At 52.2% G+C, this 23046-nt stretch carries 15 protein-coding genes and 1 tRNA gene; 2 read left to right on the top strand and 14 right to left on the bottom strand.

The window, feature by feature from the left end; genetic code table 11:
- Positions 1–8 precede the first annotated feature (8 nt).
- Both G0Q06_RS04620 and G0Q06_RS04615 read right to left on the bottom strand, forming a co-directional pair.
- Positions 9–2153: a right-handed parallel beta-helix repeat-containing protein gene (locus G0Q06_RS04620; RefSeq protein WP_163962912.1), complete on the bottom strand. Its 2145-nt coding sequence runs from the start codon at positions 2151–2153 to the stop codon at positions 9–11.
- Positions 2137–3465, bottom strand: a complete 1329-nt coding sequence (locus G0Q06_RS04615; protein ID WP_163962910.1) for an alpha-L-fucosidase — start codon at positions 3463–3465, stop codon at positions 2137–2139. The genes G0Q06_RS04620 and G0Q06_RS04615 overlap by 17 nt, the downstream gene beginning before the upstream one ends.
- 274 nt (positions 3466–3739) lie before the next feature.
- Here G0Q06_RS04615 and G0Q06_RS04610 point away from each other — a divergent pair, with 274 nt between their 5' ends.
- Positions 3740–5437, top strand: a complete 1698-nt coding sequence (locus G0Q06_RS04610) for a hypothetical protein (RefSeq protein ID WP_163962908.1) — start codon at positions 3740–3742, stop codon at positions 5435–5437.
- Between the two features lie 81 nt (positions 5438–5518).
- On the top strand, positions 5519–6655 hold the full coding sequence (locus tag G0Q06_RS04605) for a substrate-binding domain-containing protein (protein WP_163962905.1): 1137 nt from the start codon (positions 5519–5521) through the stop codon (positions 6653–6655).
- Positions 6656–6867: 212 nt separating this feature from the next.
- Here the strand turns inward: G0Q06_RS04605 and G0Q06_RS04600 are convergent, their stop codons facing one another.
- From G0Q06_RS04600 to G0Q06_RS04545, 12 genes are all read right to left on the bottom strand, one after another.
- A complete protein-coding gene (locus G0Q06_RS04600; RefSeq protein WP_163962904.1) occupies positions 6868–11199 on the bottom strand; it encodes a CBM96 family carbohydrate-binding protein in 4332 nt (1443 codons plus the stop codon).
- A gap of 177 nt (positions 11200–11376) precedes the next feature.
- Complete coding sequence (locus G0Q06_RS04595) at positions 11377–14604, bottom strand: hypothetical protein (protein WP_163962902.1); 3228 nt, start codon at positions 14602–14604, stop codon at positions 11377–11379.
- A gap of 153 nt (positions 14605–14757) precedes the next feature.
- A complete protein-coding gene (locus tag G0Q06_RS04590; protein WP_163962900.1) occupies positions 14758–15759 on the bottom strand; it encodes a hypothetical protein in 1002 nt (333 codons plus the stop codon).
- Positions 15760–15793: 34 nt separating this feature from the next.
- On the bottom strand, positions 15794–16600 hold the full coding sequence (locus G0Q06_RS04585) for a PEP-CTERM sorting domain-containing protein (RefSeq protein WP_163962898.1): 807 nt from the start codon (positions 16598–16600) through the stop codon (positions 15794–15796).
- Positions 16601–17086: 486 nt separating this feature from the next.
- Positions 17087–17162, bottom strand: a tRNA-Gly gene (locus tag G0Q06_RS04580).
- A 71-nt stretch (positions 17163–17233) separates the two neighbouring features.
- Positions 17234–17641 (bottom strand): PIN domain-containing protein, encoded by a 408-nt coding sequence (locus G0Q06_RS04575; RefSeq protein ID WP_163962897.1) that lies wholly within the window; start codon positions 17639–17641, stop codon positions 17234–17236.
- 4 nt (positions 17642–17645) lie between these two features.
- Positions 17646–17897 (bottom strand): AbrB/MazE/SpoVT family DNA-binding domain-containing protein, encoded by a 252-nt coding sequence (locus tag G0Q06_RS04570; RefSeq protein ID WP_163962895.1) that lies wholly within the window; start codon positions 17895–17897, stop codon positions 17646–17648.
- Between the two features lie 38 nt (positions 17898–17935).
- Positions 17936–19234 (bottom strand): bifunctional folylpolyglutamate synthase/dihydrofolate synthase, encoded by a 1299-nt coding sequence (locus G0Q06_RS04565; RefSeq protein ID WP_163962893.1) that lies wholly within the window; start codon positions 19232–19234, stop codon positions 17936–17938.
- A gap of 30 nt (positions 19235–19264) precedes the next feature.
- Positions 19265–20140 carry an acetyl-CoA carboxylase, carboxyltransferase subunit beta gene (gene accD, locus G0Q06_RS04560; RefSeq protein WP_163962891.1) on the bottom strand — a complete coding sequence of 292 codons (876 nt, stop codon included), beginning with the start codon at positions 20138–20140 and terminating at the stop codon, positions 19265–19267.
- 33 nt (positions 20141–20173) lie between these two features.
- Positions 20174–20908, bottom strand: coding sequence for a ComF family protein (locus tag G0Q06_RS04555; RefSeq protein ID WP_163962889.1), 735 nt, complete (start codon positions 20906–20908; stop codon positions 20174–20176).
- 78 nt (positions 20909–20986) lie between these two features.
- Complete coding sequence (locus G0Q06_RS04550; RefSeq protein ID WP_238710261.1) at positions 20987–21760, bottom strand: 3-ketoacyl-ACP reductase; 774 nt, start codon at positions 21758–21760, stop codon at positions 20987–20989.
- A 111-nt stretch (positions 21761–21871) separates the two neighbouring features.
- Positions 21872–23017 carry a Gfo/Idh/MocA family protein gene (locus G0Q06_RS04545; protein ID WP_163962886.1) on the bottom strand — a complete coding sequence of 382 codons (1146 nt, stop codon included), beginning with the start codon at positions 23015–23017 and terminating at the stop codon, positions 21872–21874.
- Positions 23018–23046: the final 29 nt, after the last annotated feature.

The following is a 23046-nucleotide window of genomic DNA, read 5'->3' as shown; positions in this document are numbered from 1 at the left end:
AAAGTTGCTCAAAATAAGGGCAGATAATCAGGCATTCGCTTATGCTCCAAGAGGTAGGCTCGGAAAAATTCGATCATTTCAGCAGGTTGAGCCTGGAATTCATCAGCACTTATGATCTGGTTTTTTTCGACTTTGTTTCGGCCCTCGATTACTTCCAGAAGACCATTTTCCTTTATTTCGTAGATCGCATTTTCCTGACAACGCACGAGAAAGTTACCGGTAATTTCGTTACCCTTTGGCCATTCCGGTTTGTCTTCATATAGATCGATAAGTTCAGGAAACGATCCGTACCAAGCTTCGGGGTCCCTCTCAGTGATCATCAACTCAGCCATTTTCATGGGGTTGGTAAGCCTGTAGTCCCGGCGTATGCCGCGATCGTCCAAGCGGGCTCCACGTTCGCAATCAATGAAGAAATTGTTGCGGACGACATTGTAATGCCCTCCACCGATTTGTGCGCCGACATTACTCCCGATGATCACGTTGCGTTCTATGGTGTCACCACTGTCTCCGTCATCGACGTGATATCCGTGCGCATGTGGAGAACCGTAGAATAAATTATCTGTAATAGCATTCCCACGACTTGTCATGTCATGCCGCGTGTAAATATAGCCGACATCATGTGTCTCCTTTGCAATATCGTAGATAATATTACGTCGGATTTCATTCAAATTCCCTCCAGCCAGAATTCCAATATGTGGCAGGTTATATATTTCATTGTCGGTTAGGGAAACACCGACAGCCTGACGAGTGCCTATCGAGCCCCCATGCATGCGCGACAGACCAAGCTTAATGGCTCCAGTCCAGGTTTTTTGCAGGAGCCCAATATCATGAATACGATTCCCAACAGCAAAATTGTAACACTTGACGAGACTAACCGGGTCCCCACCACTGAGCTCAATACCTCCCTTACCCAATTGGGTAAAATGACTTTCTCTAACGCCATTCCTGAAGCCACCTGAAACAACTACCCCCCATCCACCAAGATTCTTGAAGGTGCAATTTTCAACCACATTATCGAGACCTCCGATCATCTCGATACCGTTCTCCCGAGCGCCTGTGAAAGTAAGGTTTCTAATCGTCACCTGAGAGCAGCCTTTGAGCTCAATAAGGGGCGCCGTGTCATGACCGATCCTGAGTTCGCCCTCTCCTTCGGGCAGCCATATGTGAAGCCGCGATGTGCTGTAATCGATACTCCACTCGCCGGGCAAATCGATCTCTTCAACTAGATTAAATGCAAAATAAGGTTCCTCCAGACTACCTTCTGGCCGCGAATACTTCGAACCAATACCGGCAAAGGCTGAGTTTTCCTTGTTGCCCTCAGCAATGGGAGCAGCATGGGTTACCGTCCTCTCTTCGGGATTGATCGATTCAACCCGAACGCTCCACGATTGCCATGGAATCCTCCAATATCCGTTCAGCCAGAGACCGGCATCAACAGCTTCTGTCCAGTCCAGGTGACGATCATCTTTGAATTTGAAGATGCCTCCGAGGTTTTCACTATCCCACCAAACTCCCGGGGAAATCAATTCTCCCATCGTCAGGGTGCCTTCATTCGGATAGCGCGAAAGAGGAAGCCTTTCATCATTCCAGAAAATTTCCGGCTGGCCCCCATCGAGATCCTTGTAAAGAACAGGCAACGGTTCCAGGTCGATACCCAATACCAGCAGGTCAATCACCTTGACGTGATCCCTTGCTTCCGGACGAAGACGCTTCAGAATGCTTTCATCCAACACAGGTTTAATCTCGTCCATGGGGACTTTTCTTCCCATGTTAAGGATACTCTCACCATCGTCTGAACCCTGAATGGTCAATTGGCTGTAAGCGGGATAGGCATCCTGATGATCGAGGATAAAACTTTCCTCAAGGTAATAGACACCGGGTTCCAACTGGATTACCGCTCCTTCCGGTGGGGTGAACGTTTTGAGTAAATCCTTCCTGGCTTGGTCCCTGGCCTGCTCAAGCGTCGCAAACGGGTTTTCACGGGAGCCATCTCCATCGCTTGAAGCACACGCAGAGACAAAATAGGTATTTCCTGAAATGTCGTAAATAGTGGCATTGGGTTGAGCCAATGTCATTGATCCTCCAGTCAAACACAGGAAAGCGATTATAAGGCTATTCTTCATAAATGAATCATGACTAATTAAATAATACATTCGTAAGTTTCACGACCATTGGGTTGGGCCATCTATGATTGTTGTATAGCCGCTGGGCCCGTACGACTGAGACTTTCAATCCTTCGGGCGTCTGCTCAAAGCGTGATCGAGGATCAGTTTCCGGGGCATACTCCACCACCTGATCATTTTGGCCTAATACGGAGACTGACGAGGACTCGTCGGCCACAAGGGACTTCAGGATGAACTCCCTCCGCTCCCCACGATCCCATAGGTCTTCACCTTGCGGGATGAAGGCGTAGACTGTATCGGGATTCTCTGCACTTCGTGTAAACCAAATGTCTCCCTCCCTGATTACGGGACATGGACGAATTTCATGAATCGCTTCCCCGTTGACAAACATCCACAAGGCCAGTTCCCGAAAACGCCGTTCCTGCTCAAAAGGTATTTTACCAGAAGGATCGGGCCCCGTGTTGATTAAAAGGTTGCCACCCTTTGCCCTGATTTCAATCAGCATCTGGATCAGCTCACCTCCGGATTTATAATCCTCATTGGTTGGCTTAAACTGCCATTGGGTGCCAAGTGTAAAACAGGATTCCCAAGGTCCTGGGATCGGCTCATCCGGAATGCGCTGCTCGGGGGTTTCCATTTCTCCCCGCGATACGATGCAATGGGGTTGAAGCTCGTGGACATACTCACGCACCGGATCATTTTTCTGCCCATCCAGGAAGATGACATCGATAGGCCCATAACCCGTCAGCAACTCCTTGATCTGGGATTTAGCATACTCCAGAAGCTCATTGTTATGCGTTATATGGGGATAATCTGCTCCTCGGCGGCGGATTACTTGATCCTGTTTAAGGAGAAACCAGAAATCTTCAGGGGAAAAGTAGAGGCCCACCTTTAATCCATACTTTCGGCAGGCATCTATGTAGGGTCCAACGATATCACGCCCATACGGAGTGTTCTTGATCGAGAATTCAGTCGTAGCGGTGGGCCAAAGACAAAATCCGCTGTGGTGCTTGGCTGTCAGGACCATGTATTTAAAACCAGCCAGCTTTGCCAGTTTTGCCCAGTTTTCAGGGTCATATTCCTGCGGATCAAAGTAACCGGGTAATTCGTGGACATACCGCTGTAGATAATCATCGGAGGCCCCGACCATGCTGTGTGAGATAACGCTTCCCAATTCAGCATCCAGGCTCCAGTGAATAAACAGACCCATCCCCCAATCCATAAACGACTCGTTGCGGGCTTGAGTATTGCGGAGATCGTAGCTTCTCTCCACCTCCGCCAGAAGCATGGATGAATTCAGTAATAGCGCACAAGCTATGGGAAGAAGGGGTCGGGCATTCATAAATTGAGGGGGATTTCCGGGGATTCCTAACTACAGTCCAACTGTAGATTAACTATATTTCGGTTGGCATCATGCCGGGCAATCGCGCATTCACGCAAATACAACCATCTTTGCGCAAACTTTTCAGGTATCGTTGAAGCCTGTTGAATTGTACTCTGCGCAATTTCGACAATTTTTGCGGTTTTTAGCAATTGCTCAGAAGATTGGACGGAAACCATAATCCAAGGAGTAATTTATGGAAGCTTTAGATACTCCTCCCGAGAGCTATGACAAAATGAAAGAGCCCCTCATAATTGATATGGTTCATCACAATCCGGGAGAAAAACCGTTTGAAACCGCCTACACGGACCCTTTTCATCTCAAGTCGTTGGGCTTCAATGGTCAGTGCCTCAAGCACATCAATACCATCATCCGGTTTGACGGTTTAAAAGGAGCCATTGCTCCCTCAGAGGAGGAAATTGAGTGGCTGGATAAAATGACAGCCCAAATTTCCAAAGAAATTGAAAAGGCTAAAGAGGCGGGATTACGTGTTTATTACCATATTGACCTCTTTATCCTTCCGAAGCGCATCATTGATTCTTTTCACGAAGAGCTCATCGATCCGAAAACAGGCAAGATCTCGGTCAGTAGTCCTAAGGTTCTCGATCTCCATCAGCATCTATTTGAGGAAATGTTCGAAAGGTTCCCGGGGGTCGACGGCCTCATCGTTCGGGTCGGGGAAAACTATCTCTTCGATACGCCATTCCATGCAGGAAACAGCGCTGTTACATACGAGGGTGAAACTTACTCGGAGCAGGAAATCGATGGTTTCGTGACGCTTATCCGCTTTCTCCGTGAGCATGTCTGCGAGAAGCACAATCGCATGCTGATTTACCGGACATGGGACATCCAAAACAACCGCTTCCACAGCAATCCCGAATTCTATCTCAAGGTCACCGATCGTATTTCCCCACACGAAAATCTAATTTTCTCCATCAAGCACACGCATATCGACTTTCACCGGTATGCGAGGTGGAATCCCTGCCTCGGGATCGGAAAACACCCGCAAATAGTGGAAGTACAATGCCAGCGTGAATACGAGGGAAAAGGAGCCTATCCGAATTTCTCCAGTGCCGGGGTTATCGATGGCTTTCCCGAGGTGGACCAGAAACCGTGCCTCCGAAGCTTTGTTCAGGACGAACACTTTGCCGGAGTCTACAACTGGTCCCGGGGAGGTGGTTGGTACGGACCTTACGTCGATAAAAGCAATGAGTTCTGGGTCGACCTGAATGTCCGCTACATAACCAGCTTCCTAAAGAATAGTCACAAAAATGAATCCTCCCTGTTCGAGGAGGTAACCCGTGATGGACTCAATTTGCAAATTGGTGACCAGCATATATTGTACAGACTCTCAACTCTTTCACTGGATGCGGTCCTGAAAGGAAAATTCTGCGCCGTATGGGACACTCGCCCTGGTTCGGAGTTTGACAAGTTCCCGACAAACCAATGGATGCGGGATGATGTACTCGGCGGCTGGGACCTGTTGGAACCTATTTTCGCCTACCTCTACGAACACAATCTGGGTGAAACAGCGATCCAGGAAAAGATGCGATCGGTCACCACATGGAAGCAAATCGTCGATATTTCATGCGATCTGGACCTGACGCATGATAATAATATGAAAAAAGTGATTCAATCCAGTTGCCAGTACGGATTGAGACTGTTTTCTTACATTGCCCACGCCTGGCAGGCCTTATACTTGGACTACAGCCTGCGTCAGGGAAGCCAAATCCCCCTCAAGCAGTTGGAGAATTGCCTGCGGGAAACCAACCTCAAGTGGAACGATTATTGCCAACTCAGTGCCGATTATCCCTGCTGTGCCACACTGTACCGGTCGCACGGATGGCATTGGCCTGGCAGCACACCTCCACCAGGGCTCGGGGAAGCCATCTCGGATATTTACAATAAAATATGCAGGACCATGGTAAAATAGCTTTGCCGCAGATGCAGCGGAGTTCCCATCTCTTCGGACTTGAGCTGAAGACTCACTTGTTACATTTTACATTCCATCACTATGGAAAGAATTTACCGGATCGCCCTGGCCTTTCCTCATGAGCATGGGACCGTAAGGGGCCTGTATAAAGGAATTCTTGAATATGCTCAGGATTTTCCCCTATTCACTTTTCGACACACCGGTCCGAATGACCTGCATGGCGTGGAGCAATTGACCTCATGGACTGGAGATGGGGCTATCGTCTCGCTGAACAGCCCGCACAGCATCGAAATAGCGGATACCCTGCAATGCCCTGTCGTCAATATCTCGGGTGCCTTCGAACAAACAGGCCATACAAGGGTGTTAAAAGACCATTTTGGCGTAGGTAGATCGGCGGCCGAACACCTTGCCGCCACCGGTGTTACCGCATTTGGCTACATTGGGATCAATAACCGATGGTATTCAGATCAGAAATTTGCTGGTTTTCAAAGCTTCCTGAAAAACACAGGTTACCCAATTCATTATATTTTTGTTGATAAAATCGAGGATCTGGAGGGCGAGGAAAAGGCTTTCGAATCGATCAGGGATTGGTTGGACGGCCTCTCAGCGCCAGTTGGTATCCTGCTCGATACAGATGCCCTTTACGGCATCTTGAACGAATTGTGCATTGAGCGAGGCTGGTCGATCCCGGAAGACTTGCCTGTCATCGGCATCAACAACTTTTCAGCTATCTGCCTGACGCGCTCCCCCTCTCTAAGCAGCATTGAATATGGTGACAGAAAGTACGGCTACACCGCGATGAAAACACTTCACGATCTCATCGTTAACCGGAGTTCGAAAAAACCTGAGGATGTCATCATTCAAGGACACAAAATCTTCGCACGGCAATCGACAGCTTTCACGTTTGTCGATAATCCCAAGTTGAACGAGGCCATCAAGTTCATCCGAGCGAATCTGTCCAAGTTCTTTTCCATGGAGGATGTCATCGCCGTGACCAACTGTTCGAGAAGATGGTTGGAAACGGCCTTTAAAAACCACTTAAAGACCACCCCTGCAAATTACATACAATCACTGCGTATCCAAAAGGCCAGGCAGCTTATAGCCGATTACCCGAAATTGGACTTGCACGAAGTCGCAAGAAGTTGCGGCTTTTCGTCGAAGCGACACATGGACGATGTCTTTCGAAAGGTTGAGAACATTGATCCATCAGAACTCTAATACTTTTTCGAAAATGACAAAATCCCGATTATTATCGCGGCGCTCTTCGAGTGCCGATAGAGCCAGTTCCTTTGCCAACAGCCGTTGATCGTACGGAATTCTTGATCAAGTTGTTCTCGAATAGCTCGTCCATAGCTGGTTCCCCTGAAAGGACTGTCGTTAAGGAAAGGAACCTCACCGGTATGAATCCGCACGATGAAACTTGAATTCCATCAGCGCGGAAAATACGCCCATGCACCATTTGCCATGGAGACGGGCTCTGCCATCCAGATCCATTTCCCGAGTGTAACGGAGTAAACCCACCCGCTGTTATCGATATAGAGCCATCCCAGCCAGGATTGCGTATCCACATAGCCATTACTATCCACTGTATATGGGCCCCATAGCCTTGCATTTGAGGGATCATACACCTCGATGGTGCCGTTTCCGGTGAATCCGCTTCCGAGCTGATCAGAAGTATAAATCCCGTTCTCCCATGTGGATCCATTAATAATCAGCGACTCAAACACGTGGTTGCGGCCATTCAAATCGAAGATACCGCCTCCATAGTTGAAGCGCTTGCCAGCCCGGACATCGAACGCGAAGCGCAGGGTACCTTCACGAAGATCAAGGTCACCAGCCCAGGACCCATTGGTTAAGGTCGTATCCCTCCCAGGGCCGATTTGGGTGATGGGTCCTGATCCTGCAATCATGGCCTCGACGATGAGGGGTCCCGGATTTCCCTCGAACCTCATTCCCCCGGGGAGGATATCGATAAACCCCTTGAAGGTAACCGTGGAATCATCGTAGGAGGACACAATTCTCCCTCCATCGACGATCAGATTGGGAAAAGTGACCTCTCCGAAACTGCTGGATTTGATCCAGATGCCGCCTCCGTTCATCAGGGTCAGGGATCTTCCCGGGAAGGCGGCGTTGCCCATGTTGTGGGGCGTTCGCAGCATAAAGGCGACGGATCCGTCAACGATATAGTCCCCATCCGCATGGGCCGGCTTCCCGTCGCTCCAGTAGGATCCGGCATCCCAGGAAACACTGAAGGGCATGCTTTTCAGCAGGCGCACGGTCGTATCCCGTATCGTCAGGGTACCACTCCCCGAAACAGATTCCCCAAGCTGTTCAGCGGTGTAGGTACCTGGCGCATAAACCACCCCGTTGATCGTCAATGATGCGAAGATATGGTCCTTTGCATTGAGGTCGAAAACAGCATTGTCAATGGAGAGATCCTGTCCCGATACAACCCCATACCCAAAACGCAACACGCCTCCCTCAATGCTCAAGTCTCCACCCCAAGTGCCAGCATTAAAACTGGTGTCCCGGTCCGGTCCCTGTTGTGTAATTGGGCCGTCCCCGCTGACCTCCGACTCTATTGCCAGTGTACCGGGCGTTCCCTCAACGATCAATCCGCCCGGGCCAATTGCTATGTTACCTCTCAAATGAACAGTGGAATCCGGATACGAGGCAACCAGTTTTCCCCCGTCAATAACCAGGTTATCGATGGTCACCTCACCTCCGCTGGCGGAAGTTATCCAGAGGGCCGCATCGGCCAGTAAGGCAAGGGAATCGCCGGGGAATTTAACGGAACCGGCCGCGTTGGGTGTGCGCAGGAGGACTGGGCCCGAATAGAAACCGTCGACAAGGTAATCCTTTCCCGGTCCTGCTGCTGTGCCATCACTCCAGACATCAGCCGTCTCCCAGGACTCACCCGGCGCGCAATCGCGTGCCAGCAGAACGGCGTCAGGGTTGCTGGCCTTGATAACCAGTTGAGGACGGACGTAAGGGGCTTCCTCTTCCCGGGAGCGATAGCTTGCGGCACCGGCCCCGGTTGAAACCACGGCAACAGAGAACAGTTGGTCTCCGGTCAACTCATCGCGCAACTTTTCCGTTACATCCAATTCAAGCCACTCCCCGTTCTCAGGAATGAGGTCGGAATCCAGCTCTTCGCCGAGAACAGGCTTATTGTCCCAGGTAATCCCAGTTTCCTCCCAGGAATCATCACTGACGAAGTGGGCATTATGTGCATCTTCGCTTCTATTCGATGAAAGTTTGAGGCGCAAGGTAGCCTTCGAAAAGCTCTGCACGATGGACGACAAATCAAAGCGCAGGTAGGATTGTCGGGTCAGGCTGGATCCGTCGGTTCCTGCAACTTGAAGCGAAGTTAGTGTTCCGAAATTAGTAGCCGAAGCTGAACCTCCCCGGACAGATGCGTCCGCCTCGGGATGGATGGTCCCTTCAGGAATGACATCCGGATCAGATCTGTTTTCAAGGGCACGTATCTCAGATTCAGTCCAGTGCGGGACTTTGCCCCGAATGTTCGCGGCCAATTGTTGGGGCAAGCCGGTCCAGCTCTCCGCACCGTAGACGCCTGCATTTTCCACTTCGCCCGAGAAGGGTTGAAATCCGATTTGCTGCAAGGCCGCATTCTGGGTGGAAATCGTGAAGTCCCTTTGCAATGGATCGGCGACCCCCGGGTCGGCGATCAAAGTGCCCTGACCGAGGCCGCTTTGCGCCTGCCAGTCTTCAAGGGACAGACCCCAGAAAGTAAGGGTCTCCTGGTTAATGTCATAAAACAGGTTGTCCCGTATGATGTCCTCACCTTGACTTGGTGGCCATGCCTGTCCCAATCCTACCCCATCGTTTGATATAAAAACATTGCTGTAAAGATAGAGGTGATTGAAAGCTGACTCATCATTGGGATCCGCTTTCCCTCTCTTTGCTCCACCCTCTGTGAAGGAAACAATGTTGTTGCGGAAAATATTTCCCAATCCCCAGTTCTGGATTAGCCCGGCACCTTCAGTGTCATAGATGAGGTTTTTTTCGGCGATGGCACCCTGTGATTGGGCATCTAAAAATATTCCCTTCATCTCATTTCTATGCGGAAACTTCGTAAGATCATGAACTACATTATGGTGATAGTGATTATCAGTTGGACCATGCTGGTAAAAAGCCCCGCCATCACTGTGAAGGCCGCGTCCGATATGATGGACATGGTTGTAGGCGAGTTCATTGCCGTGGCAGTAATTCTCACCTGAGAAATTCGTCCAGCGGGCGTCAATCGCAACTCCACTGTAGTGAGTATCAAAGATTTCGTTGTGAAGGACTTGTGTGTACGAAGCGAAGCGGATATTGATGGCATAGACACCTGTCCAATAGGTTCCAATTTTGTTTATGATACAGTTTTCAATCCTGTTACGCAGCACATCGGTTCTCGGGTGCGTATCCACATCTTCATAGACGAACCCCACCGAGTTTCGTGCTCTTTGGATATCCTGAAGGGAGAAAATACCCGCTTGAAGAGCGCCACCACCGAGATCCCGGAACAGGCATTGGAAAATGACATTATCCTGACTGCCGACTTCCAGTTCAATTGCATACTCACCGAGGTTCTCAAATGTACAGTCATTGAAGATACAATGGGTCAATCCTTCTGCGTAGATTGCAGCATCCAGAAAAGCATGTGCCTGCCGGTATGCGCCGTTCCACTTTTCCCGGTTGGTATCGGTATGCCGGAATTCCAGTCCTTTGAACTCAATGTAGGAAATCGTCTCATCCTCAACCGCATTGCCTTCAAATGACATTAGCTGGGAGGAAACCACTGGGGCAACCACGGAGACCTCACCCAGATTCTCGCCGGAATAAGGGTAATAGTAGAGAACACCTGTATGAGGGTTCAAATACCATTCACCGGGGACATCCAAACCTTCATAGACATTGGAAAGGTAGTAGCGGAAATAGTCATCACCATAAAGCTGGTGCTGGCCACCCACGCTGGCCAACTCAACACCTCGACGATCGAAATCAATGACATCAATCTGGTGATGGACTGGGGTCCAGGTCATAGGAATGACAATATCGATATTACTCAAATCGCTCCATGTCGGGTCAATGTCGCCCTCCCAGAAGCGGAGCGAAAGCTCTTGGCTCCAGCGGGGAACCCGCCCGTTCGCTCTCAGCATCTTCTCGTCATAATTGGGTGTGCGTGCCCGTGTTCGGCTTTCACCGTTTACATACAAACTATTGAACTTCCAGTTGCCCGAGGCAGCTTCGGGAATAGTTATCGAATAGAAGGGTTTACCTTCCACGGGTTCCCATATCCCGGTGATCGCTTTACCCCCGCTAATGACAACAGTCTCGTCAGCAAAGGCGGCATAAATGACAGGACTGTTTGCTCGGCCGCTGTGCTGTGGCCTGAATACGATCGTGCTGTCTTGTTGATATACTCCTTCACGCAGGTAAACGACAACAGCCCCATCTGAGGATAGGTTGCTGGCGAGATACGCAGAAGCTTTATCACGGGCTGCCTGTAAAGTCTGCAGTGGATTATCCAGGGTTCCCGAGTCAGAATCCCGTCCATCCGGAGAAACGTAGAATTCTTGTTGAATTGGGCCTTCCGACAGATAAGAGAAATTGAAGTGTTCTCCTGTAGCGAAACCACTTAATGAAAAGAAATTAAACGCTGCTAGAATTCCGACAGATCTGGCAATGGCGGCCAAACGACTCCAGATGGGTCTTGATATTATTGCGGAAAAGTTGCTTTGAGGATCATGCATGATAGCGGAGTCTTTTGGGGGTTTGATCGCATACCGTTCTGACTGACTGTCATCCCGGTCCATCGCGGGTTTGCTTACACTATTGAACGGTATCAGTTATAGATGACCTGCATAAGGCAAACAATCACGGTTTTCCGCATTCTGAAACCAAATTGCGTATATCAAATTCCGCCAGCATCAATCGATAGTGCTTTGGGACTGAGGATACCCTCGAGAACGAAAGAAGCGCTTCCCGCCGGGTTCAAAGATAAACGTCCAAGGGCTGGCCGGCTGTGGATTCATATCCGTCCATGAATTGAGGTCACTGCTTTCCTGAAGGGTTCCACGGTATTCAATTTCCATTCCGTCAACATGCCGGGTGAATTCAATGAGCGGGGTTTCAATCAGTTGGGTAAAGGATTCCCAGCCGACCTGATGATCTTCCGGATCAGAGCTGACCACAAGCACCGCGTGCTGCCCGGGCACCAGATTAACGGAAACCGGAACACTCGGATCGAAGGGGACCCTTCCGAGAACACCGTTAGAAAGAACAATGGAATCCGTGCCTGCAGGTAGATTTCCTCTTTGGAGCATAACACTCCGACCCGTATCGGCTGCATTCAGCCAAACCTGAAGAGACAGTTCACTGCTGACAAGGTCCAAGCCGATCAGATCCTGATCACCAAGCACGTTAACGGCCGTCAAGTCGGTTGTGGTCCATGCAGGCCGAACCTCGACAATAAACCGGAACTCGGTTGCGGAGGGGAAGGTGGTTTGGGTGCCGGCGGGCAAGGGCTCGGAGGCTCGGTTGCTGAAGGTGAGTTCCGTTGCTGGGTAGGTCGGTACACGATATTCCACTTCAAGTCCCGTGAGGCTGGTGTAGGTGCTGTCATGGACGAAAACATCCAATTGCCCATACCGGTAATGCGTTCCGGGGATGATTTCCTCGAGTACTTTGGTCGTCTCCGCCCCGGCAGTGCCTCCCGAAATTAAACGCAAGACACCGTTTATAGCATAGGCGGCCGCTTCCCCAGCCGTTGGCACGGTCGAGACCAATCCCACAATCCGGTCGGGCAATCCGATCCATACCTGACGGCCGGTCCATCCGGAGACGTTGGCCGTGCGAGCCGAACCGGCTCTTTTGCGGGTAATTTCATGAATCGAGGTCGAGACGCTGTAATTGCTGCTGATCGTCGTGGCCGGATCCTCGTAAATCGTCAGGTCCGCCCATGCACTTATGTCATATCCATTTTCGACTGTGTTATCAGGGGTCTGCCAGATACGCGGGGTGACATCGACAAGGATGGAGTTGACGCGGCCATCATCATCGACAGTCATGGCCCCCATGAGGGTTTCATGGCCTTCGTAGCGGGTCGAGTTGGGGTTCGGGCGGAAAGCGCCCGCATAGGTGAAGTTGCCATACCAGCCCCTTGGCCCTCCGGTATTGCGATCCGCAATCGTGTAATTGTCGGGCAAGGGATTGGCGATAACCGTGGCGTCATACCATGGAGCCTGATAGCGGTGCCCCAGTTGACTGCCGGGTGTAAAGTAGTCGGGAAACATATCCCGGTCCAAGAGCCAGCGAACATATGGATTCCGACTCATGGTGGCGACCAGCTCGCTTCCAGCCTCGGTTCCTTTTTGATAGTTCCAGCGATAGGTTTTGTAGAAAGGAGAAGTCCAGAATTCTTCGGTCCGCCCCATGGCGGGTCCCCTCCATTGGGTATTGACCATCGCATCCATGATCGGCTGGTAGCCTGTTAGTTCGTAGAGGATAAGCCACTCCTCGAGCAATATGTCATGGTAGTTGGAGGATGCCTGGCCCACGCCGTGGTAAGGGACGGCTCCATCCGGAAACAACCGCGCCGTCGTGGCATCAATATGATTAAAGGAACGGTCCACAAGCTGTTGGTTACCTGTCCATAGCCCGGCTACCATCACACCCACAAGCCGTCCGGTCTCGATGTTGATGTTCCATGGGCTGTAACCAAGTACCATGAAGTACCAACTCTCCATATCCAATGCGACAGCGTTCATAATGCTATCCCACCGGCTGAGTTGCGCGGGCATTAGCAAGCCGGGATAGAGCATGCGGAGCTCGTAGAGGGCGGGAAATGCGACATAGACAGAAAATTGATCGTACCAGTTCGGTGCGGGGTCGGCATTCACGCTTGGGGTGAGCTCCAGGGAATCCATGTAAGCGTGGGCTCGACGCAAAACACGCTTTAACAATTCAGGATCAAACTTCATGGGGCTCTCATCGTGGCCAAACAACCACAAGTATTCCGACATGAGTTTGAATGCCGACCTGGCCCCGTAGTTTCCCTGCACGTCATTGATAACCTGATTATAGTGCAGGGCCCTCGGCCAGAGCACATCATCGGTGGCAATGCCATCAGTGGCTTCCTGCTCAAGCTTTTGCAGGTAAGGATTATCCACATACGGTGTGATGAGCGGTCGAAGAATGGGAAGGTTGACAGGCGCGCCGGGATTGGTCGCTGTGAATTCTGGTGCGTTCCGGGAAAGGGCTTGTTGCACCTCCACAAGGAGCGCATCGCTTTCTTCCAACAGGGAAACAGCCTCTGCGTTGGCTGCGCGCTCAACCTCCACCTGAAGGACCGCCTTTTTAACCCTTTCCTCCGGGGTGGATTCGGGCAGGGCATCAACCGATGCCCGGACTTGATCAAGGACTGTCGGTCCGGAAAAAACAAGGGATGCATTACTGACGGTGTAGGCGTCGCCGGCGACCATGCCCGCGCTGTTCGTGACATGGAAGAGACTGACCACTTGATTACCGTTCACTCCGGTGAAGGTGTAAGTCTTCGAGTTCGTGTCGGACGGGTTGAGGGTGCTGACATAGGTGACCGTCATCTGGTAGTCATGCAAACTGTCGTTGATCGCCACGAGCTCAAGGGAAACAGCCACGTCGATTTCGTGTCCCTCATCAAACCGGATGTCTTGAAGATCAAAGGGGCACCAATCCTCATGCGTCACATGCACGGTACCGCTTGTAAACGGATTCCCGTTTGTATTGGAACCAAACTCCAATCGCGGCCCGGTCCCGGTGCTTGTGGCATAACGCAGGGCCGCCGTGGCCCCGAAGTCGAATCCCACGCGGAAAATCGGCGTGAACTGATTGTTCGTTGCCGCGATGCCGCCCAGATGGAAGCTGTAGATCATGCTGTCGCCCACTTGAGTGAAGGGGCTCAGGCTGCCGCTATTGATCGAGGTCACCATTCCTATATCGTTGGCCCCGTTACTGGTATCGTATGCAATGGAGGCTCCCGAGGTGGAGGCTCCGGATAGGGTATAGGCACCCGCTCCCGTTCCCCCAAAGGTATTCAGATCGAGGGCAGTTGGTGCGGACATGGCAGCCAGCGGAAGCAACACGGATGAAAGGAGCACGATTGTTCGGAATTGTTTCATTTGGGATTATGACAGAAGGTTTTAGGCGGCAATACTTTAAGGGATGGTTGAAAAGGAAAGGCCCCTTGCGGGGCCGTCCCTTGAATACCTATTTTTAACCCCAGGTGGAAAGCGTGGCGGAACCAGTCGGGGCAACCCGTTCTCGAGAAAGCGTCAATTGGAGGATTCGACCTTGTAGAACGCCTTGTTGCCGGTTCCTGGCAGGCCGCCGGTATCCGTCAATACAAGCGTGCCGTCGTTGCCCGCCTGAGGCGAGCCGACTGCTCCGAATGAACCGGAGGTGAGGTCGCTTGTGGACTTGAGCAACTGGTAATTTACGCTCGAGGCGGACGCATCCACACTGACCTGGACATCGCTCCCCACAATGGCGATTTGGATCTCCGGCGTCGGCAGCGTTGTGCCAGCAGCAGTGAAATCCAGAGAGGCGTTGCTGATCGTGTAGGCGTCGCCGGCGATCATGCCGGAACTATTGGTCAGGTGGAAGAGACTCAACACCTGATTGCCGTTCACGTTCGTAAATGTGTAGGTCTTCGTGTTGGTGATCGATGGAAAGGTCGCGTCCTGGTAAGTCACCGACATCTGATAATCATAATTGGAACCGTTGAAGGCGACCAACTCAAGGGTAACCGTTGCGTCGATATTGTTTCCATCATCAAAGCGGAGGCTGATGTAATCCTCCGGACTCCGGCTTACCCAATCTTCATAAGTGATATGGACGGTTCCGCTTGAAAACGGATTCCCGTTTGTGTTGGAGCCAAACTCCAATCGGGGACCCGTACCGGTGCTGGTGGCGTAACGCAGGGTCGCCGTGTCCCCGAAGTCGAAACCCACCCGGAAGACCGGCGTGAACTGATTGTTCTGGGCCGTGATGCCGCTCAAATTGAAGCTGTAGGTCATCTTATCGCCCAACTGGGTGAAAGGGGGCCGGTTACCGCTGTTGATCACAGCAGCCATGCCGGTGTCGTTCCGACCGGAAACCGAATTATCCAGGTAAAGAAGCGACGCTCCAGAGGTTGTGGCACCTGATAAAGTGGCTTCCCTTGCCCCCATCACCACGAAGGTATTGATGTCGAGGATGGTTGCCGAAACGGCCAGGGGCGCGATAAAAGCCGCAAGGGCGGCATAACTTTTGAATGTTTTTGCTCGTTTTTTCATTGGTTTTTTTTGACTAGATCAGCCTGGTTAGGGTTTACCCGCGATGGAAGCGGCGGCGCATGAGGATTGCCCCTAGTGCCAGCATGCCGCTCAACAGGGCGTAGGTCGATGGCTCGGGAACCGCGGTGAATTCCAGGGAGGCGTTGCTGATTGTGTAGGCGTCGCCGTCCACCATGCCCGAACTGTTCGTCGCGTGGAAGACGCTCACCACCTGATTGCCGTTCACACCGGTAAAGGTGTGGCTAAGGGACGTCGTTATGTTTGAATCGGCTGGGTTGACGTAGGTGACAGTCATCTCATAGCTTCCGGTTCCTACGAGCTCCAACGAGACCGTCGCATCAATTTCATTGCCGTCATCGAAACGCAAACTCTGCAAAGCAAAGCTTGTCCAGTTGTCAGTGGTAAAGTCAGTTGTGGTTCCTGAAGCAAACGGATTTCCGTCGGTATTAGAGCCAAATCTCAATTGATCCTGAGTACCTGTGCTGGTCTCGTAGCGCAAGGCCGCCGTGCTGCCGAAGTCAAAGCCCACCCGGTAGAGTGGCGTGGTGTTATTGTTCGTTGCGGTGATACCGCTCAGCCTGAAACTGTAGGTCATCGTGTCGCCAACCTGGGTGAAGGATGTCAGGCTACCACTGTTGAGCGGCGCTACCAAGGCGGTGTCATTACGGCCGGAGACTGAATTGTCCAGGTATAGAAGCGACGCTCCGGAGGTTGTGGCCCCAGATAAAGTGGCTTCCCGGGCACCTGTCTGCACATAAGTATTCAAGTTGAGGGTAACTTGCGAGAAGGCCATCGGCGCGATAAAAACCAAAACAAGGAGAGGATTGGCGAGGGATTTCATTATGTTATTCATGATTGAAGCTTAGACAATGGGTTTGGAGTCGCGTAACTCAGGATGTAAATTGGAAAACGGATGAGCCCTGAAACACAAAGGCCAATATCCGCAAATTTCAGCGAAAGTGCGCAAAAAAACATGATTCCTATCTAGAACCGGGGTGAGTAGATTCATGCCCCGCCACTGCCGACGAGAGAACCGGCCATCCAAAGCCACCTTGCAAGACCCTCCGAATAAACCCATCGGCAGCGGCACTCAGGAATCCCCGATTCCCTTCCGCTTTATTAGAAATCGTGACCTGTATCTCATCCCTTGCGACGCGATCCCCATCACTTCCCACAAGTTGCAGGGCATAGGTCCTGGCGGCCGGGACAGGATTGGGCGCAAATGAGAGTATCCCAAACCATGATGGGTTTTTGAACTTGTTAAAGTACGCCTGGGGTCTGGACACGAAAAAACCCCTGGTCTTCGACAACTTAGGGGTTTTAAAATTGGAGCGAGCGAAGAGGTTCGAACTCTCGACATCCACCTTGGCAAGGTGGTGCTCTACCAACTGAGCTACGCTCGCCTGTAAAAGAAGGAAAAGCTGTGATCATTCCGCCACATGTCAACCCCGTTTTCGGGTAAAATTGGGTACTCTCAAGGCTTGTACCGGTCTTCTAGTATCAGAGCCATCTGCAATGGTGTCACAACTGTCGTGATTCCTGTCGTCTTACCGATCAGGTGGCCGAGGTCCCGCTTGTCTCCTGCCACCAAATAGTCGCAGGCGTTTTTGATGGCAGTGGCGAGAATGGCCCGGTCCTTTGATGCGATTCGGATGCGCATGGGCCCGTCAACGCTATGGACAATCTCAAGTTGGTCGCAGACCCTGTTGAACTCATTGATCCATGTCGGCCGCTTCAAGCGCAGATTGCGGAGGGCTTCCTGTAAGGCGTAATCAGACGTGATTAGCTGCGCATCCCTGGCCAACTCATCCACCAGCAAAGAGACCTGGCTCCCGGTGTTGGCGGAGGAAAAGAGGACATTTGCGTCTAGAAAAATTTTCATTCAATCAGGGAGACTCCTCTCTTGCTGCCTTTATTCGGTCAAGCACCCTTCCCAGTTCCTCATCGTCCTCCATAAATTCAGCAATGCGTTCCTCCGTAAAGATCTCAATTGGGAGGTTTACTGTTGGTCGCAAAAGGAGGCCTTCGCCTGTTTCCTCAACAATAAGATCGTCCTCTTCCTGAAGCCCATACTTTTTGCGCAACTCCGCGGGTAAGGTGATGATGCCCCGCTTGCCGATTTTCACTTTCTTACTCATGCATACAGAATATCAGTAATTCTGTATTTCAGTCAATTTCAATCCTGCAGCGATTGCTCCCCGACCGGTACCTCGTGATAGAGGGCTTCCATTATTTCCCCGATGAGGTAAATGGACCCTGTGGCGACAAGTGTCTCTGCGGGGTTACCGGCAGCGCAGGTTCCCGGGGCGGGGAAAAGCTCGTGAACAGCGCTTTCAAAGACCTTTCCTTCAAATGTTGAAGGGAGGGAGGCCCGCAGCTCTTCCAAGCTGCAGGCGCGCGGTTGTTTGGGGACAAGGAGATGGATTTCCCGGGCATACCGGGCAACCACCGGCATGAGGGCCCGGGCACGTGGAAGCCCAAGGGTACCGGCGAGGATGACAGGTTTTTTGCCAGTTTTACGGACCAACTGCTGCAGGTTCTTCTCCAAATGGAGGGCACCCTCGGGATTATGGGTTGCATCCAAAATAATCGCCCGGTCCTTGAGATTGTGCCGCTCCCAGCGTCCGGCCCAGTTCACCCTGAGGAGGCCTTCCCGGATCTGAGCCTCGGAAAGTTTGAAGGAATCACCAAGGATACGTGCAGCAAGTGTAGCCGTTGCGGCATTGTGACGCTGATAATCCCCGGGCAAGCCGGTCAGGGGAAACTGGCCTTCATCCGCCCCAAAGGCCTCGGAGACTTTGTGCAGCGGCGCGCCTCGATCACGGGCGACTTGTTCGATAACTTGTTCTGCCTCAACTGGAAGCAAGCCCATCACAACCGGTTTTCCGGGCTTGATAATCCCGGCTTTCTCGGAGGCAATGGCCTCAATCGTGTCTCCGAGGATATCCGTATGATCCAAGCTGATCGAGGTGATGACAGACAGCTCAGGCTGGACGACATTGGTGGCATCGAGGCGTCCACCCAAGCCCGTTTCAATAATCCCAACATCGACCGCGGCCTCGGCAAAGCGAAGAAAGGCCATTCCGGTCATGAATTCGAAAAAGGTCGGATGGTGATCCGGATGGGCTTGCTCAACGGCCTCGGCAATGGGCTTCAGGCGTCGGGTATAGGCGACGATGTCCTCCCGGGTCAGCATATGGCGGTCGACCTGCACTCGCTCGCCCTGATGCACCAGATGTGGAGAGGTGAAAAGTCCGGTTTTGTAACCCGCCGTCCGGAAAATGGATTCGAGCATGGCGCAGGTAGAGCCTTTTCCGTTGGTCCCGGCGACATGAATCACCGGATAGGCCAGCTCCGGATGGCCCAAATGGGCAACAAATTCCCGCATCCGGTCAATTCCGTACAGGGCGCCCCGATGCTTCAAGCCATACAGGTAGGAACGAACCGCCTCGTAAGAATCCAGCGTCTGGTTCATGAAGAAGTGCCTGGATGTGAGCGAACCGGCTTAGGAAGCCTCTTCTTCTGAAGGAATCTCTTTTCTAAGAAAGAGCACGCTCAGGAAATAGATGAGCCGTTCCCGCATTTCCCCGCGGGGGACGATCTGGTCGATCAGGCCGCGATCCAAAAGAAATTCCGTGCGCTGAAATCCGGCTGGCAGTTCCTCATTGGTTCCCTCCTTGATGACACGCGGTCCGGCAAAGCAGATCAAGGCTTCCGGCTCGGCCAGGATGAGATCTCCGAGGGTCGCGAAACTGGCAGTCACCCCGCCCGTTGTGGGATTGGTCAAGACCGAGATAAAGGGCAAACCAGCTTGTTTGAGCCGCGCCAACGCAGCACTGGTCTTGGCCATTTGCATGAGACTGTAAATGCCTTCCTGCATCCGGGCACCACCCGAGGCGGCAACAATTATCACAGGGCAGGATTCCTCGATTGCGCGTTCCACCGCACGGGCAATTTTCTCGCCCACGACAGATCCCATCGAGGCCCCTCCAAAACGAAAATCCATGACCGAAAGGCTCACCGGAATACCGCCCATTTCTCCGAGACCACAGACAATGGCATCATTCAGCCCGGTCTTTTTCTTGTAGGTCTTCAACCGGTCAGCGTAGGCCTTGGTATCCTTGAATTTGAGGAGATCCTTGGACTCCAGCTCGTCATCGAACTCTTTCCAGGTTCCCTCGTCGATCAACGACTCAATGCGGGTAGCAGCGTCCAATGGAAAATGAAATCCACTCTTCGGCACCACCATCAAGTTTTTTTCAAGCTCCTTGGTGTATACCAGCTCGCCGGATTTCGGACAACGGGTATACAGGTCCTTGGGAATATCCTTCTTCTTGACCGGTGAAATGGTCGAGTATGTCGGTTTTGAAAAGAAAGGCATAATACGGAAAATTCAGTAAATGGGGAGCTAAACTCAACCATGGGCGAGCGTAAAGGCATAAATATCCTCCAAACCGACCATATTGAGCGCTTGTACGGCTGCATTAAGGGTGGCTCCTGTGGTCAGAACGTCATCCACAACAATAATCCTACCCATGATTTCCGGTGGGTTCACGCAGGAGAAGGCCCCGCTCATGTTGTGCTTCCGCTGCTCCCGACTGAGGAAGGTCTGGCTGGGGGTGGCGCGGACCCTCCGCAGACATGCATTAATACAGGCGGAAGGAACGGCCTCGCAGATTGCACGGGCGATGACCTCGGCCTGATTGTAGCCCCGCGACTGCAGTTTCCGGAAGTGCAGCGGCACAGGGACCAGGATGGCATCCTCAAAATAGGCCTTCCAGCGCAGATCGGCCCGGACGAGAGCGGTAATTTCCGGTTGGAGCCAACTCCCCTTTTCATACTTCAGGCAGTGCACCACGCGCGCCCCAGTATCACGGTACAGGAATATCGATCGCGCCTGCCGGAAAACCGGTGGCGCGGATTCGCAGCCGGCACATTTGCGGGACTGGGCGATCTTACCGTAGAAAGGCACGCCACACTGATCGCAAAGGGGCTCCTTTGTGAATTTGTATGCCTCAAAGCACGCGCGGCAGGTGAAACGGACTTCCCCGCACTCTTCAAGGTAACGCCCACACTGGACACAGGTCCTTGGAAAAACAATATCCAGAAGCCGCTTCCAAAGGGATTTGCCACGACTGCCCCACTCCATCGTGCGTCAGTCTCCCATCAGGAACCGAGGGCACTCAATTCACTTAAGTGCCTTAATTGAGGTGGCCGGCCTGCTTCTTTAAAGGCGCGGAATGGTCAACCCACCGTCCACCATGATAACCTGGCCGGTTGAATAAGGAAAATCTCCGCGGGCCAATGAACCAACAGCCTTTCCGATATCATCCGGAAAGCCCCAGCGGCGGGTCACGCACAAGCCATCCTCGATCAGCTTGTCGTATTTGTCCGTCACACCGGAAGTCATGTCAGTCTTCGTCACTCCCGGACGCACCTCATAAACGGGCAGATCAAATTCACCCAGGCGAGTTGCGAAGAGCTGCGTTGCCATGCTCAATCCCGCCTTGGCAATACAGTATTCGCCACGGTTAATGGAAACCACGGTCGCCGAGATGGAGGAAACATTGATGATTCCACCTTTGAATCCGGCATTGGCCTGCTTCTGTTCAACCAGCCAATTGGCAGCCAGTTGGCTGAGGAAAAAGGCTCCGCGCAGATTGGTCCCGACCACAAAATCAAAACTGTCCTCGGTAGTATCCAGAAGATCGAGTCGTTGTTTCGGAGCAACCCCGGCATTGTTGACCAGCCAATTCAAGGCGCCGAACTGATCCCGCACAGAGTCAATCATCTGCTTCCGGGCCGCGCCATCACCGATGTCACCCGGTACATAAATGACTTCCGCGCCAAGTGTCCGAAGCTCATCAAGAGCCTCCTGCACCTGCGCCTCCGGACGCATCCCGTTGATTGCAAGATCGAAGCCTTGCCCGGCCAGTTGGCGGGCAATCCCGAATCCAATTCCCCGGCTCCCGCCGGTCACCAATGCTACTTGTTTACTCATCGTTTTATCATGGTTCATTTTAAAACTACGAATCGCGCGAATAGCATGCTAAGAGAATCCAAACCAAAATTGAATTCGTTCAATTCGTGCAATTTGTAGTTAAATTTCAAATTACAGTTTCGGGACCTTGAGCCACTGGCGCTTGGCCCAGCTTTCAAGACCAAGCTCGGCGAGTTGGACACCCTTGGCCCCTTCGCGAAGACTCCAGCGGAACGGCGCATCGACGACAACGTGCTTGAGAAACATTTCCCACTGGACCTTGAAGGCATTGTCGTAGCTCTCCTGCTCCGGCACCTCCTGCCAGCCACCACGAAAATCAATCGGCTGATCGATGTCCGGATTCCAAATCGGCTTCGGTGTGCTTCCATAGTGTTGAATCTTGCAACCGCGCAAGCCGGCGACCGCGCTACCGTGCGTTCCGTCAACATGAAGTGTAAGCAGGTCATCCCGGTCAACCCGTGTCACCCAGCTGCTGTTGAAATGAGCGATAATGTCCCCTTCGAGTTCAAAGGTCGCATAGGCCGCGTCATCGGCTGTACACTTGTAGGGTTTGCCATCCTCATCGATACGCTCGGGGATGTGCGTTGCGCCGAGGCAGCTCACGGCCTTCACCTCACCAAACAGGTTGTCCAGGACGTAGCGCCAATGACAAAGCATATCGACAATCATTCCCCCGTCATCCTCCTTGCGGTAATTCCAGCTCGGACGCTGGGCGGGAATGTTGTGGCCTTCGAAGACCCAGTAACCGAATTCGCCACGGACCGAAAGGATCTTGCCGAAAAAGCCCTGCTCCTTGAGCCGCTGTAGCTTCATCATCCCGGGCAGCCAGAGCTTGTCCTGCACCACACCGTTCTTGACACCGGCCTTCTCACAGAAGTCGGCAATTTCCAAAGCGACTTTAGCATTAACGGCTGTCGGCTTTTCACAATAGACGTGCTTGCCTGCTTCCGCTGCCTTCTTGACTGCATCCGCCCGACGGCCGGTGGTCTGTGCATCGAAGTAAATCGTATAGGACGGATCCTTAAGGACGCTGTCGAGATCTGTCGTGTATTTTTCGACACCGCTTTGCTTGCAGAGTTTTTTCAACTTGTTCTCATTGCGACCAACAAGGATCGGATCAGGCATGATGGTCTCATTTGGACCCAGATGCACGCCGCCTTGCTTGATGATCTCGACGATCGACCGCATCAGGTGCTGGTTTGTTCCCATACGGCCGGTCACGCCGTTCATGATAATTCCTACAGTGTGTGTCTTCATAATTACGTTTGATTTGCTGTTGTTCTAAA

It is taken from the genome of Oceanipulchritudo coccoides (genome assembly GCF_010500615.1).
Lineage (GTDB): Bacteria > Verrucomicrobiota > Verrucomicrobiia > Opitutales > Oceanipulchritudinaceae > Oceanipulchritudo > Oceanipulchritudo coccoides.
Note: the sequence above shows the minus strand (reverse complement) of the source record. Positions and strands in the feature narration are given on the sequence as shown.